Here is a 14,440-nt window from a genome sequence, read left to right on the forward strand (position 1 = left end):
GCCGGTGCCCCTGGAAGCGCGTGTGCGCCCCCAGGGGCACCTGTGTGCGACCAGTTCACGCCTCGCCCGTCACCCCGGTGTCGCCCGGGCATGAAATCATGGCCGGACCGGCCCAATCGGTGGGCCGCTGCCTTGGGTTGGCGATGGCACAGGACCACAGGCCACAGCCTCAGGGGGAGGAACGATGGCGGACACCTTCGGACCGATGCGGGACGAGGATGACGACGACGGTGTCATCGGCACGGGCCCTGACGCGGGCTCCGTACGCGCGGAGCCGATCAGAGTCCTGGTCGTGGACGACCACGCCCTCTTCCGGCGCGGCCTGGAGATCGTGCTCGCGGCCGAGGAGGACATCCAGGTCGTCGGCGAGGCCGGCGACGGCGCCGAGGCCGTGGACAAGGCCGCCGATCTGCTGCCCGACATCGTGCTGATGGACGTCCGCATGCCCAAGCGCGGCGGCATCGAGGCCTGCACCTCCATCAAGGAGGTCGCCCCCAGCGCCAAGATCATCATGCTGACGATCAGCGACGAGGAGGCCGACCTCTACGACGCGATCAAGGCGGGCGCGACCGGATACCTGCTCAAGGAGATCTCCACGGACGAGGTGGCGACCGCCATCCGGGCCGTGGCCGACGGGCAGTCGCAGATCAGCCCGTCCATGGCGTCCAAGCTGCTCACCGAGTTCAAGTCGATGATCCAGCGGACCGACGAGCGCCGCCTGGTGCCCGCGCCGCGGCTGACCGACCGGGAGCTGGAGGTGCTCAAGCTCGTCGCCACCGGGATGAACAACCGGGACATCGCCAAGGAGCTGTTCATCTCCGAGAACACCGTGAAGAACCACGTCCGCAACATCCTGGAGAAGCTCCAGCTGCACTCCAGGATGGAAGCGGTGGTCTACGCGATGCGGGAGAAGATCCTCGAGATCCGCTAGCCGCCGCCCCGCCTAGGCGAGGGCGCGGGCCAGCTCCCGCGTGAGAGGCTCGCGCAGGGCCGGGGCGTCCACCCGCTCCACCCGGACGTCCGTGCAGTTCACCCAGGTCGCCGCCTCGATCAGGGCCTGGGCGACCGCCGGGACCGCCGTCGCGTCGTCCACGGTGACCTGCCGGGCCACCAGCGTGCGCCCCTCACGCGCCGGGTCGACCCGCCCGACCAGCCGGCCGCCCGCGAGCACCGGCATCGCGAAGTAGCCGTACACCCGCTTCTGCCGGGGCACATACGCCTCCAGCCGGTGGGTGAAGCCGAAGATCCGCTCCGTGCGCGCCCGCTCCCAGATCAGGGAGTCGAACGGCGACAGCAGCGTGGTCCGGTGCCGGCCGCGCGGCGGTGCCGCCAGCGCCGCCGGGTCGGCCCAGGCCGGCCGTCCCCAGCCCTCGACCTCCACCGGCACCAGACCCGAGTCGGCGATCACCGCGTCGACCTGCTCGGCCTTGAGGCGGTGGTAGTCGGCGATGTCCGCGCGCGTGCCCACCCCCAGGGACTCGCCGGCCAGCCGGACCAGGCGGCGCAGGCACTCGGCGTCGTCCAGCTCGTCGTGCAGCAGCGCGTCCGGGACGGCGCGCTCGGCGAGGTCGTACACCCGCTTCCAGCCGCGCCGCTCGACGCACACGACCTCGCCGTACATCAGCGCGCGCTCCACCGCGACCTTGGTGCCGGACCAGTCCCACCAGTCGCTCGTCTTCTTCGCGCCGCCCAGCTCCGTGGACGTCAGCGGGCCTTCCGCGCGCAGCTGCTTGATGACCTGGTCGTAGACCCCCTCGGGCAGCTCGTGGTTCCAGTGCGGGCGGTGGCGGTAGGCGCGGCGGCGGAAGGCGAAGTACGGCCACTCCTCGATGGGCAGCACGCACGCGGCGTGCGACCAGTACTCGAAGGCGTGGGTGTCCTTCCAGTAGGCCGCCTCGACCGCCTTGCGGCCGACCGCGCCGAGCCGGGCGTACGGCACGAGCTCATGGGAGCGGGCGAGGACCGAGATGGTGTCGAGCTGGACCGCGCCGAGATGGCGCAGGACCCCGCGGACGCCGGCCCGCCGGTCGGGCGCGCCGAGAAGTCCCTGGGCCCGCAGGGCGATGCGGCGGGCGTCGTCCGCGGTGAGCGTGGTGGTCGGGCGCGGAAGGGTCGTCATGCCCCGGACGATAGAGGGCGCCACTGACAGTCCGGCGTGACCTGCGGTTTCACCGGGCGCGGGCGGGCAGGTACGGCGCCGTGGAGGGCAGACCCAGGTCCGAGGGGAGCAGGGAGCCGACCCAGCAGTCCCGGCGCACCCCCTTGTTGTTGATCGCTGCGCGCAGCGTGCCCTCCATGGTGAACCCGGCGCGTTCGGCCACCGCGCGGGAGGCGTGGTTGCCGACCTCGGCGCGCCATTCGACGCGGTCGACGCCGACCTCGGTGAAGATCCACCGGCAGGCGGCGAGCGTGGCCTCGGTGACGTAGCCGTGGCCGCGGTGCTCCTTGGCCGCCCAGAAGCCGATCTCCGCCACGCCGAGCGAACGCATGGTGAGACCGAGCATGCCGGACAGTTCCCCGCCGCCTTCGCCGCTGCCCCCGTGGGCGCCGTCCGGCGGGCGGAGGAACACGCCGAAGGTGAACATCGAGCCCTGCGCCCAGCCGTCGGGGACCATCTGCTCGGTGAAGCCGCTCGCGTGCTCGGGCAGATACGGCGACGGCACGGTGGTCCAGCGCTGGATGTCGGGGTCCTGCACGGCGTCGTACACCGCCTGGGTGTCGCGCGGGCCGACCGCGCGCAGGAGCAGTCGGTCCGTGGTCAGTGTGACGGGTTCCATCGGCCGATTGTGCTGGAGTTCCCCCGGTCGGGCCATCGATTTTCGCTGTACGTGATCGCGCGATCACGATTCGCGCAAGACCTCGCCGGGACGCGGCACTATCCGCGCGGCCCGTGCGTTGTCCCGGATGAGACAGCCGTCGGCCCGCCGGGCCTCCCGGCCCAGCCGGGTCCTCGCATACGATGGCCGTTGCTCAGTACGTCAAATGGAAACCGACCGTCCCAGGCCCGACCGGCAAGGAGACAAACCCCCGTGTCCGTCCTCTCGAAGATCATGCGTGCAGGCGAAGGCAAGATCCTGCGCAAGCTGCACCGCATCGCGGACCAGGTCAACTCCATCGAAGAGGACTTCGTGAACCTCTCCGACGCCGAGCTGCGGGCCCTCACCGACGAGTACAAGCAGCGGTACGCCGATGGTGAGAGCCTGGACGACCTGCTCCCCGAGGCGTTCGCCACCGTCCGGGAGGCCGCCAAGCGCGTGCTCGGCCAGCGGCACTACGACGTGCAGCTGATGGGCGGCGCCGCCCTCCACCTCGGCTACGTGGCCGAGATGAAGACCGGTGAGGGCAAGACCCTCGTCGGCACCCTGCCCGCGTATCTGAACGCCCTGTCCGGCGACGGCGTCCACATCGTCACGGTCAACGACTACCTGGCCGAGCGCGACTCCGAGATGATGGGCCGCGTCCACAAGTTCCTGGGCCTGAACGTGGGCGTCATCCTCGCCAGCATGAACCCGGCGCAGCGCCGCGAGCAGTACAACTGCGACATCACCTACGGCACGAACAACGAGTTCGGCTTCGACTACCTGCGCGACAACATGGCGTGGTCGAAGGACGAGCTGGTGCAGCGCGGCCACAACTTCGCGATCGTCGACGAGGTCGACTCCATCCTCATCGACGAGGCCCGTACGCCGCTGATCATCTCCGGCCCGGCCGACCAGGCCACGAAGTGGTACGGCGACTTCGCCAAGCTGGTCACCCGCCTCAAGCGCGGCGAGGCCGGCAACCCGCTCAAGGGCATCGAGGAGACCGGCGACTACGACGTCGACGAGAAGAAGCGCACGGTCGCCATCCACGAGTCCGGTGTCACCAAGGTCGAGGACTGGCTGGGCATCGACAACCTCTACGAGTCGGTGAACACCCCGCTCGTGGGCTACCTGAACAACGCCATCAAGGCCAAGGAGCTCTTCAAGCGCGACAAGGACTACGTCGTCATCGACGGCGAGGTCATGATCGTCGACGAGCACACCGGCCGTATCCTCGCCGGCCGCCGCTACAACGAGGGCATGCACCAGGCGATCGAGGCGAAGGAAGGGGTGGAGATCAAGGACGAGAACCAGACGCTCGCGACGATCACCCTGCAGAACTTCTTCCGCCTCTACAAGAAGCTCTCCGGCATGACCGGTACGGCGATGACCGAGGCCGCCGAGTTCCACCAGATCTACAAGCTCGGCGTGGTCCCGATCCCGACCAACAAGCCGATGATCCGCAAGGACCAGTCGGACCTGATCTACCGCACCGAGGTCGCCAAGTTCGAGGCGGTCGTCGACGACATCGCCGAGAAGCACGAGAAGGGCCAGCCGATCCTCGTCGGCACGACCTCCGTCGAGAAGTCGGAGTACCTCTCGCAGCAGCTCAGCAAGCGCGGCATCCAGCACGAGGTGCTGAACGCCAAGCACCACGAGCGCGAGGCGCAGATCGTCGCGCAGGCCGGCCGCAAGGGCGCGGTGACCGTGGCCACCAACATGGCCGGCCGTGGTACGGACATCAAGCTCGGCGGCAACCCCGAGGACCTCGCGGAGGCGGAGCTGCGCCAGCGCGGCCTCGACCCCGAGGAGCACATCGAGGAGTGGGCCGCGGCCCTGCCGGCGGCGCTGGAGCGCGCCGAGGCCGCGGTCAAGGCCGAGAAGGAGGAGGTCGAGGCGCTCGGCGGTCTGTACGTCCTCGGCACCGAGCGGCACGAGTCGCGTCGTATCGACAACCAGCTGCGCGGTCGTTCCGGCCGTCAGGGCGACCCCGGCGAGTCCCGCTTCTACCTCTCCCTCGGCGACGACCTGATGCGTCTGTTCAAGGCGCAGATGGTCGAGCGCGTGATGTCCATGGCCAACGTGCCGGACGACGTGCCGATCGAGAACAAGATGGTCACGCGCGCGATCGCGTCCGCGCAGTCGCAGGTCGAGCAGCAGAACTTCGAGACCCGTAAGAACGTTCTGAAGTACGACGAGGTCCTCAACCGGCAGCGCGAGGTCATCTACGGCGAGCGGCGCCGCGTGCTGGAGGGCGAGGACCTGCACGAGCAGATCCAGCACTTCATGGACGACACCATCGACGCGTACGTCCACGCGGAGACCTCCGAGGGCTTCCCGGAGGACTGGGACCTGGACCGGCTGTGGGGCGCCTTCCGGCAGCTGTACCCGGTGAAGGTCACCATCGAGGAGCTGGAGGAGGCGGCCGGCGACCGGGCCGGTCTGACCGCCGAGTTCATCTCCGAGTCCATCAAGGAGGACATCCACGAGCAGTACGAGGCCCGCGAGGCGCAGCTCGGCTCCGAGATCATGCGTGAGCTGGAGCGCCGGGTCGTGCTGTCGGTCCTCGACCGCAAGTGGCGCGAGCACCTCTACGAGATGGACTACCTCCAGGAGGGCATCGGCCTGCGCGCGATGGCGCAGAAGGACCCGCTGGTCGAGTACCAGCGCGAGGGCTTCGACATGTTCACCGCGATGATGGAGGGCATCAAGGAGGAGTCCGTCGGCTATCTGTTCAACCTGGAGGTCCAGGTCGAGCAGCAGGTCGAGGAGGTCCCGGTCGAGGCCGCGGAGGCGGTCGGCGAGGGCGTGCAGGAGACGGTTCCGGCGCAGGCCGGGGCGCGGCCGGAGATCCGGGCGAAGGGGCTGGACGTTCCGCAGCGGCGGGACCTGCACTTCTCCGCGCCGACCGTGGACGGTGAGGGCGGCATCGTCGAGCGCGACCTCCAGGACGAGGAGCCGGTGCGTTCCGAGGCGGACGGTCTGACGCGGGCCGAGCGGCGGCGGCAGGCGAAGGGCGGCCGGCGCCGCAAGAAGTAACACGCCGCCGCCCACTGGCCGGAGAAGCAACACGGTCATGGGCATGGGCCGTGGAGACACGCCCATGGCCACGGGCCGTTGACAAGGGCCGGGTTCCTTTCGGGACCCGGCCCTTCTGCGGTCGCTGCGCCCTGCCGCGGGCTCGGGCGCCGCCCGGCGGCCTACGGACGCGATCCGGTCTCCACGGCCGTGCAGCGCCAGCGGAGGTCCCGGCCGCGTTCCAGACGGAAGGCCAGGGCACGGAGCCGGTCGCCGGCGGCGACGCGGGCGAAGACCTCGAGAGTGCCCTCGCCGGCGACGTAGTAGCCGATGTCGCGGACGACCGGGAGGGCCCCGCGGGTGCGCAGGGGGCTGCGCTCGGCGAGGCGGGCCAGGTCGTCGTAGGCGCGGCCTGCGGTGTGCCGGAGCATCCAGTGGACGGGCCGCTGACCGCTCAGGACGGCCAGCAGGCGGTCGGCGAAGAGGTCGGTGGGGCGCGGCGGCGGCAGGACGGCCCGCGGGGCCGTGCGGACCGCGCTCACGTCCGCGGGCGCGGGCGGTGGCGTCTCCTGCTTGTTCCTGACCGGTGGCTTGCGGGGCGGGGTGCCGCCCGGGCGGCGGGTGTCGTGGCGGGTCGGCGGGCGGTGGCGCGGCTGGGGGGTGCGGCTCGCCGCCCTGGGCATGGTGCGGCTCATGACCTTGTTCATTGGGGTCCCCGTTCGGCGGGCCCGGACGTACCGGGCGGTAACTCGCTGGTGGGGATCTTGTACGGGGCCCGGAACGGGGTGGCAAGGACCGCGAGGACGTGGCGGCCCCGCCGGAGCGGTTCACCTATCAGAGGGACCCGGAGGCCGCCGGCCCCCGGGACGCTGCGGGCGCGCCGGGTGAACGCCGGGCACGGGGTGGACGGCTCCCGGCGTGTGGGCACAGACCCGAAAGGGGACGGGCACACGTATCCTGAAGGCCCTCCGGGAGACGCGGCAGCCGGCCTTCCCGGGGCCACAGCGGAGCCTTTTGAGCAGGAAAGAGCGGCCAGCATGCGCGTCTACGTCCCCCTGACCCTCCCCGGTCTCGCCGAGGCGCACAAGACGGGCGAGCTGGGGACCGGACCGTTCGCCGCGTATGCCGTCACCCCCGGGCTGCGCGAGTGGTACCTCTCCGAGGACATCGAGGAACTGGAGTACGCGGCGCTCAGCCGCGCCGCGCTGGCCTCCCTGCGCCTGCTGGCGGCGGACCCGGACGCGGTACGGCGCCGGGTGGTGGTCGCCGTGGACGTGGCCGACGGCGCCGTGCGCGTGGACCCGGACCGCGCGCTCGACCCGGCCGCGCTCGGCGAGGTGACCGTGACGGCGACCGTGCCGCTCGCCAAGGCGGCCGCGGTGCACGTCGACGCCGAGGACGCGGAGCAGGACGTGGCCGCGGCGGCCGAGGCGCTTCAGGCGGCCGACGGCGGGGACGACGACGCGCAGTTCGTCGTGGACGGCGCGGACGATCACGAGCTGCTGTGGTACGCCACGCAGGAGATCCCCAACCTGGTCGGACTGGCCTGATCCCGCCCCACGACCCCGTGGGGGCTGCGCGCAGGCATCGGACGATGTCGTTGTCAGCGGCGGCGGGTACGGTCTTTGGCATGGGGATGCAGGCAAACGCGCACATCGTCTGGGACTGGAACGGCACGCTGTTCCACGACAATGACGCGATCATCGGGGCGACGAACGCGGCCTTCGCCGAGCTGGGGCTCGCGCCGATCACGCTGGAGCAGTACCGGGCGCTGTACTGCGTGCCGGTGCCGAAGTTCTACGAGCGGCTGCTCGGGCGGCTGCCGACCGATGCCGAGTGGGAGCTGATGGACGAGGTCTTCCACCGGTACTACGCCGAGCACCGGGCGCGGTGCGGCCTGACCGAGGGCGCGGAGGAGCTGCTCTCGGGGTGGCGGTCGGCGGGGGGAAGCCAGTCGCTGCTGAGCATGTACGTGCACGAGGAGCTGGTGCCGCTCGTGCGGGGGTTCGGGATCGAGGCGCACTTCCTGCGGGTCGAGGGGCGCACGGGGCCGTCCGGGGGCAGCAAGGCCGCACACATGGTCCGGCATCTGGGGGCGCTGAGCGGGGTCGTGGAGCCTGCGCGGACCGTGGTGATCGGGGACGCGGCGGACGACGCCGTCGCGGCGCGGGAGGTGGGGGCCCGGGCCGTGCTGTACACCGGGGGGTCGCACAGCCGGGCCAGCCTCGAGCAGGTGGGGGTTCCGGTGGTGGACACGCTGGCGGAGGCGGTGGAGGAAGCCCAGCGAATAGCGGCGTAGCCGATTCCGCCCCCGCCGCCCGGTCACGGCCCACCGCACCTTGGCCGAACCACTCGCCCCCCACCGGCGCCCTGGTCAGCTCGCCGGCGCCTTGGAGCGCAGAACCTTCAGGAACTCGCGCATCCAGGCCGGGTGGTCGGGCCAGGCCCGGGAGGAGACGAGGGTGCCGTCGACCACCGCTTCGGTGTCCTGGAAGCTCGCTCCGGCCGCCTGCATGTCGGGCTCCAGCGCGGGGTACGCCGTGACCCGGCGGCCGCGCAGGCTGTCGATCGCCGCGGTGAGCAGGGGGCCGTGGCAGATCTGGGCGACCGGCCGGTCGGAGTCGAAGAACGCCTTGAGGATCTTGCGCAGTTCGGGGTCGTTGCGCAGGTACTCCGGGGCCCGGCCGCCGGGGATGACGAGGGCCGCGTACTCGCCGGGGTCCACGTCGGCGAAGGCGAGATCGGCGGGCCAGGTGTAGCCGGGCTTCTCGGTGTAGGTGTCGTAGCCGGGTTCGAAGTCGTGGACGACGAAGCGCAGGGTCTTGCGGGACGGGGCCGCGATGTGGACCTCGTAGCCCTCCTCGCGAAGGCGCTGGTACGGGTAGAGGACTTCCAGGGACTCCGCCGCGTCGCCGGTGACGATCAGGATCTTCGTGGGCATGTCGGCTCCTCCGGGTGCTCCGGTGCTCCAGTACTGCCGGTGTGCACGGCCCGCGCGCTCTCCGCACGCTCTGTGTGCCCCGTGCGCTCCGTGTGCTCCTGTGCGGGACTCGCTGTCACTGGCAACGTGCCAACACCGGGCATGCTTGCCAAGGGGGGGCGGTCGCCGTTCTGGCCCATGTCCTGCTCTCAGGGTGCAGTCGGGGTCCGTGCGGCGCGACCGGGACACACGCACGCGTCACCACCCTCCGGATACGTCACCACGGCCCACCCCACCCCTGTGCAGAACGTCAAACTTGACCCCTCGGTTTTGTACACATACGGCTCATGACGGGCCCCGGGTAAGGAGCGATAGCCTTGTGGCGTGATCAGCGCGATATCTCGCGGGGGCGACGCTGCCCCTGCCCTGCGCCCGGGTTGCACGGAGCACCTCCGTGACCGGGTGGCGGTCGCTGGTCTTCGCGGGCGGGACGGGGCCGTGGCAGCCCCCGGGACGCCGAGGACACCCCTGGAGACGGCGGCGCCGAGAGCAGCGTCACACCCGACGGGCGTGCCGAGAATGGCTGAAATCCCCCCGCTCATCTCACCTCGCGGCATAGCGTCGATGCGGACCGGAGACCCCGGGCCGTGGCGTCGAGCCGGAGGGAAAGAGACCGTACTTCCTTCTACGTCACGCAACGGCGCGCGACAGGAGTCAGAGGACAATGCAGACCAAGCTGGACGAAGCCAAGGCCGAGCTGCTCGAGAGGGCTGCCCGGGTAGCTGAGAACAGCCCGGTCGGGGGGCACCTACCGACCGGGACCGCGGGCGAGGGCTCCCCGGGCACCCCGGACAGCGAGTCCGTGCTCGCGTTCCTCCAGCGCTACTACCTGCACACCGCCCCGGAAGACCTCACCGACCGCGACCCGGTCGACGTCTTCGGCGCCGCGGTCTCGCACTACCGTCTCGCCGAGAACCGCCCCCAGGGCACGGCGAACGTGCGGGTCCACACCCCGACCGTGGAGGAGAACGGCTGGACCTGCAGCCACTCGGTCGTGGAGGTCGTCACCGACGACATGCCCTTCCTCGTCGACTCGGTCACCAACGAGCTGACCCGGCGCGGGCGCGGCATCCACGTCGTCATCCACCCCCAGTTCGTCGTCCGGCGTGACCTGACCGGCAAGCTGATCGAGGTCCTGACCACCCCGCCGAGCGGCGACCTGCCGCACGACGCGCACGTCGAGTCCTGGATCCACGTCGAGATCGACCGGGAGACCGACCGCGCCGACCTGAAGCAGATCACCGCCGACCTGCTGCGCGTGCTGAACGACGTCCGCGAGGCCGTCGAGGACTGGGAGAAGATGCGGGACGCGGCGACCCGGATCGCCGACGGCCTGCAGAGCGAGACCCTTCCCGGCGACCTGCCCGCGGCCGAGGCCGAGGAGGCCCGCGAACTGCTGCGCTGGCTGGCCGACGACCACTTCACCTTCCTCGGCTACCGCGAGTACCAGCTGCGCGAGGACGACACGCTCGCCGCCGTCCCCGGCACCGGCCTGGGCATACTGCGCTCGGACCCGCGCCACGCCGAGGACGAGAAGCACCCCGTCAGCCCCTCCTTCGAGCGGCTGCCGGCCGACGCCCGCGCCAAGGCCCGCGAGCACAGGCTGCTCGTGCTGACCAAGGCCAACAGCCGCGCCACCGTGCACCGGCCGTCGTACCTGGACTACATCGGCGTCAAGAAGTTCGACGCGGACGGCAACGTCGTCGGTGAGCGCCGCTTCCTGGGCCTGTTCTCCTCCGCCGCCTACACCGAGTCCGTGCGCCGCGTCCCGGTGATCCGCCGCAAGGTCGACGAGGTGCTGGAGCGCGCCGGGTTCTCGCCCCACAGCCACGACGGCCGCGACCTGCTGCAGATCCTGGAGACCTACCCGCGCGACGAACTGTTCCAGACGCCCGTCGCCGAACTGCAGTCCATCGTCACGAGCGTTCTGTACCTGCAGGAGCGGCGCAGGCTCAGGCTCTACCTGCGCCAGGACGAGTACGGCCGCTACTACTCGGCCCTCGTCTACCTGCCGCGCGACCGCTACACCACCGGCGTCCGGCTGCGGATCATCGACATCCTCAAGGAGGAGCTGGGCGGCGTCAGCGTCGACTTCACCGCCTGGAACACCGAGTCGATCCTCTCCCGGCTGCACTTCGTCGTCCGCGTCCCGCCGGGCACCGAACTGCCCCAGCTGTCGGACGCCGACAAGGAGCGCATCGAGGCCCGCCTGGTCGAGGCCGCCCGGTCCTGGGCCGACGCGTTCGCCGAGGCGCTGACCGCCGAGTGCGGCGAGGAGCGCGCGGCCGAGGTGCTGCGCCGCTACAACAACGCCTTCCCCGAGGGCTACAAGGCCGACCACACCCCGCGTGCGGCGGTCGCCGACCTCGTCCACCTGGAGCAGCTCAGCGAGGACAAGACCTTCAGCCTGAGCCTGTACGAGCCGGTGGGCGCCGGACCGGAGGAGCGCCGGTTCAAGATCTACCAGAAGGGCGGCACCGTCTCCCTGTCCAAGGTGCTGCCGGTGCTCAGCCGCCTCGGCGTCGAGGTCACCGACGAGCGGCCGTACGAACTGCGCTGCGCGGACCGCACCACGGCCTGGATCTACGACTTCGGCCTGCGCATGCCCAAGACGACGAGCGCGGGCGGGGATCTCGGTGACGACGCCCGCGAGCGCTTCCAGGAGGCCTTCGCCGCCACCTGGACCGGCAAGGCGGAGAACGACGGCTTCAACGCGCTCGTGCTGAGCGCCGGGCTGACCTGGCGGCAGGCCATGGTGCTGCGCGCCTACGCCAAGTACCTGCGGCAGGCCGGCTCGACCTTCTCGCAGGACTACATGGAGGACACCCTCCGCAACAACGTCCACACCACCCGGCTCCTCGTCTCCCTGTTCGAGGCCCGGATGTCCCCGGACCGGCAGAAGGCCGGCCTGGAGCTGATCGACGCCCTCCTCGAGGAGGTCGACGCGGCCCTGGACCAGGTGGCGAGCCTGGACGAGGACAGGATCCTGCGCTCCTTCCTCACCGTCATCAAGGCGACCCTGCGCACGAACTTCTTCCAGGAGGCGGAGGGCGGCAGGCCGCACGACTACGTCTCCATGAAGTTCGACCCGCAGGCCATCCCGGACCTGCCGGCGCCCCGCCCGGCGTACGAGATCTGGGTGTACTCGCCGCGTGTCGAGGGCGTGCACCTGCGCTTCGGCAAGGTCGCGCGCGGCGGCCTGCGCTGGTCCGACCGGCGCGAGGACTTCCGCACCGAGATCCTCGGCCTGGTCAAGGCGCAGATGGTGAAGAACACCGTCATCGTGCCGGTCGGCGCCAAGGGCGGCTTCGTCGCCAAGCAGCTGCCGGACCCGAGCGTGGACCGCGACGCCTGGATGGCCGAGGGCATCGCCAGCTACAAGATGTTCATCTCGGGCCTGCTCGACATCACCGACAACATGGTCGCCGGCGAGGTCGTGCCCCCGCAGGACGTCGTCCGGCACGACGGCGACGACACCTACCTGGTCGTCGCCGCCGACAAGGGCACCGCCACCTTCTCCGACATCGCCAACGGAGTCGCCGAGAAGTACAACTTCTGGCTCGGCGACGCCTTCGCCTCCGGCGGCTCGGCCGGCTACGACCACAAGGGCATGGGCATCACCGCGCGCGGCGCGTGGGAGTCCGTGAAGCGGCACTTCCGCGAGCTGGGCGTGGACACGCAGACCGAGGACTTCACGGTCGTCGGCATCGGTGACATGTCCGGTGACGTGTTCGGCAACGGCATGCTGCTGTCCGAGCACATCCGCCTGGTCGCCGCCTTCGACCACCGGCACATCTTCATCGACCCGAACCCGGACGCGGCGACCTCCTACGCCGAGCGCCGCCGGCTGTTCGAGCTGCCCCGCTCCAGCTGGGCCGACTACAACACCGAGCTGCTGTCGGCGGGCGGCGGGATCTTCCCGCGCAGCGCCAAGTCGATCCCGGTCAACGCCCACATCCGCGAGGCCCTCGGCATCGAGGACAAGGTCACCAAGATGACCCCGGCCGACCTGATGAAGGCCATCCTCAAGGCGCCGGTGGACCTGCTGTGGAACGGCGGCATCGGCACGTACGTGAAGTCGTCGGCCGAGTCGCACGCGGACGTCGGCGACAAGGCGAACGACGCCATCCGCGTCGACGGCAGCGACCTGCGGGTCAAGGTCGTCGGCGAGGGCGGCAACCTGGGCCTGACCCAGCTCGGCCGGATCGAGTTCGCCATGCACGGCGGCAAGATCAACACCGACGCGATCGACAACAGCGCCGGCGTGGACACCTCCGACCACGAGGTGAACATCAAGATCCTGCTCAACGGCCTGGTCGCGGACGGCGACATGACCGTCAAGCAGCGCAACAAGCTGCTCGCCGAGATGACCGACGAGGTCGGCGCGCTGGTCCTGCGCAACAACTACGCGCAGAACACCGCGATCGCCAACGCCCTGTCCCAGGCCAAGGACATGCTCCACGCCCAGCAGCGGTTCATCCGCCATCTGGTGCGCGAGGGCCACCTGGACCGGGCGCTGGAGTTCCTGCCGACCGACCGCCAGATCCGCGAGCGCCTCGCCCAGGGGCAGGGGCTGACCGGCCCGGAGACCGCCGTCGTCCTGGCGTACACGAAGATCACGGTCGCCGAGGAGCTGCTGCACACCACGCTCCCCGACGACCCGTACCTGCGCGGCCTGCTGCACGCCTACTTCCCGACGGCCCTGCGCGAGAAGTTCGCCGAGGCCATCGACAAGCACCCGCTGCGCCGTGAGATCACCACGACCGTGCTGGTCAACGACACGGTCAACACGGGCGGTACGACCTATCTGCACCGCCTGCGCGAGGAGACCGGCGCCTCCCTGGAGGAGATCGTCCGGGCGCAGACCGCGGCCCGCGCGATCTTCCGCTCGGCGCCGGTGTGGGACGCGGTGGAGGAGCTGGACAACAAGGTCGAGGCGGCCGTGCAGACCCGGATCCGGCTGCACTCGCGCCGGCTCGTGGAGCGCGGCACGCGCTGGCTGCTCAACAACCGGCCGCAGCCGCTGCAGCTCGCCGAGACGGTCGAGTTCTTCGCCGAGCGGGTCGAGCGGGTCTGGCAGGAGCTGCCCAAGCTGCTCAGGGGCGCCGACCTGGAGTGGTACCAGCAGGTGTACGACGAGCTGTCCGCGGCCGGCGTCCCGGACGAACTGGCCACGCGCGTGGCCGGGTTCTCCTCCGCCTTCCCGGCGCTCGACATCGTGTCGGTGGCCGACCGCATGGGCAAGGAGCCGCTGGACGTCGCCGAGGTGTACTACGACCTCGCCGACCGGCTCAGCATCACCCAGCTCATGGACCGCATCATCGAGCTGCCCCGCACCGACCGCTGGCAGTCCATGGCCCGCGCCTCCATCCGCGAGGACCTGTACGCGGCGCACGCGGCGCTCACCGCGGACGTCCTCGCGGTCGGCAACGGCACCTCCACGCCGGAGCAGCGCTTCAAGGCCTGGGAGCAGAAGAACGCGCCCATCCTGAGCCGGGCGCGCACCACCCTGGAGGAGATCCGCGGTTCGGAGACCTTCGACCTCGCCAACCTCTCGGTGGCGATGCGGACGATGCGGACGCTTCTGCGCACGCATTCGTAGCCGTACGGCAGCCAGAGCGCCCCGGGCCGACGTCGCATC

General features: G+C 70.7%; 9 protein-coding genes. 5 read left to right on the forward strand and 4 right to left on the reverse strand.

Features of this window, described 5'->3' with window-relative positions; genetic code table 11:
• The first annotated feature begins 184 nt into the window (after positions 1-184).
• Positions 185-931 carry a response regulator transcription factor gene (locus OG956_RS21570; RefSeq protein ID WP_330339624.1) on the forward strand — a complete coding sequence of 249 codons (747 nt, stop codon included), beginning with the start codon at positions 185-187 and terminating at the stop codon, positions 929-931.
• Between the two features lie 12 nt (positions 932-943).
• Here OG956_RS21570 and OG956_RS21575 read toward each other — a convergent pair whose 3' ends face one another.
• Both OG956_RS21575 and OG956_RS21580 read right to left on the reverse strand, forming a co-directional pair.
• A complete protein-coding gene (locus tag OG956_RS21575; protein WP_330339625.1) occupies positions 944-2,119 on the reverse strand; it encodes a winged helix-turn-helix domain-containing protein in 1,176 nt (391 codons plus the stop codon).
• Between the two features lie 49 nt (positions 2,120-2,168).
• Positions 2,169-2,777, reverse strand: coding sequence for a GNAT family N-acetyltransferase (locus OG956_RS21580; RefSeq protein ID WP_330339626.1), 609 nt, complete (start codon positions 2,775-2,777; stop codon positions 2,169-2,171).
• 252 nt (positions 2,778-3,029) lie between these two features.
• On the opposite strand from OG956_RS21580, the gene secA reads away from it, so the two are divergent.
• Complete coding sequence (secA, locus tag OG956_RS21585) at positions 3,030-5,840, forward strand: preprotein translocase subunit SecA (protein WP_330339627.1); 2,811 nt, start codon at positions 3,030-3,032, stop codon at positions 5,838-5,840.
• A gap of 161 nt (positions 5,841-6,001) precedes the next feature.
• Here the strand turns inward: secA and OG956_RS21590 are convergent, their stop codons facing one another.
• On the reverse strand, positions 6,002-6,526 hold the full coding sequence (locus OG956_RS21590) for an Rv3235 family protein (RefSeq protein WP_330339628.1): 525 nt from the start codon (positions 6,524-6,526) through the stop codon (positions 6,002-6,004).
• Positions 6,527-6,856: 330 nt separating this feature from the next.
• On the opposite strand from OG956_RS21590, the gene OG956_RS21595 reads away from it, so the two are divergent.
• Complete coding sequence (locus tag OG956_RS21595; RefSeq protein WP_330339629.1) at positions 6,857-7,369, forward strand: DUF6912 family protein; 513 nt, start codon at positions 6,857-6,859, stop codon at positions 7,367-7,369.
• An 80-nt stretch (positions 7,370-7,449) separates the two neighbouring features.
• On the forward strand, positions 7,450-8,118 hold the full coding sequence (locus OG956_RS21600; RefSeq protein ID WP_330339630.1) for an HAD family hydrolase: 669 nt from the start codon (positions 7,450-7,452) through the stop codon (positions 8,116-8,118).
• A gap of 75 nt (positions 8,119-8,193) precedes the next feature.
• Here the strand turns inward: OG956_RS21600 and OG956_RS21605 are convergent, their stop codons facing one another.
• Positions 8,194-8,760, reverse strand: a complete 567-nt coding sequence (locus tag OG956_RS21605; RefSeq protein ID WP_330339631.1) for a DJ-1/PfpI family protein — start codon at positions 8,758-8,760, stop codon at positions 8,194-8,196.
• A gap of 703 nt (positions 8,761-9,463) precedes the next feature.
• Between OG956_RS21605 and OG956_RS21610 the strand changes: the two genes are divergently transcribed.
• Positions 9,464-14,401, forward strand: a complete 4,938-nt coding sequence (locus OG956_RS21610) for an NAD-glutamate dehydrogenase (RefSeq protein ID WP_330339632.1) — start codon at positions 9,464-9,466, stop codon at positions 14,399-14,401.
• The last annotated feature ends 39 nt before the right edge of the window (positions 14,402-14,440 follow it).

The sequence above is a fragment of the Streptomyces sp. NBC_00557 genome (assembly GCF_036345995.1).
GTDB lineage: Bacteria > Actinomycetota > Actinomycetes > Streptomycetales > Streptomycetaceae > Streptomyces.

Bases quoted from the DNA above. Each gene is read 5' to 3' on its own strand.
- OG956_RS21605 (WP_330339631.1), bottom strand. From the start codon at position 8,760: ATGCCCACGAAGATCCTGATCGTCACCGGCGACGCGGCGGAGTCCCTG.
- OG956_RS21600 (WP_330339630.1), top strand. From the start codon at position 7,450: ATGGGGATGCAGGCAAACGCGCACATCGTCTGGGACTGGAACGGCACG.
- OG956_RS21580 (WP_330339626.1), bottom strand. From the start codon at position 2,777: ATGGAACCCGTCACACTGACCACGGACCGACTGCTCCTGCGCGCGGTC.
- OG956_RS21590 (WP_330339628.1), bottom strand. From the start codon at position 6,526: ATGAACAAGGTCATGAGCCGCACCATGCCCAGGGCGGCGAGCCGCACC.
- OG956_RS21595 (WP_330339629.1), top strand. From the start codon at position 6,857: ATGCGCGTCTACGTCCCCCTGACCCTCCCCGGTCTCGCCGAGGCGCAC.
- OG956_RS21610 (WP_330339632.1), top strand. From the start codon at position 9,464: ATGCAGACCAAGCTGGACGAAGCCAAGGCCGAGCTGCTCGAGAGGGCT.
- OG956_RS21570 (WP_330339624.1), top strand. From the start codon at position 185: ATGGCGGACACCTTCGGACCGATGCGGGACGAGGATGACGACGACGGT.
- OG956_RS21575 (WP_330339625.1), bottom strand. From the start codon at position 2,119: ATGACGACCCTTCCGCGCCCGACCACCACGCTCACCGCGGACGACGCC.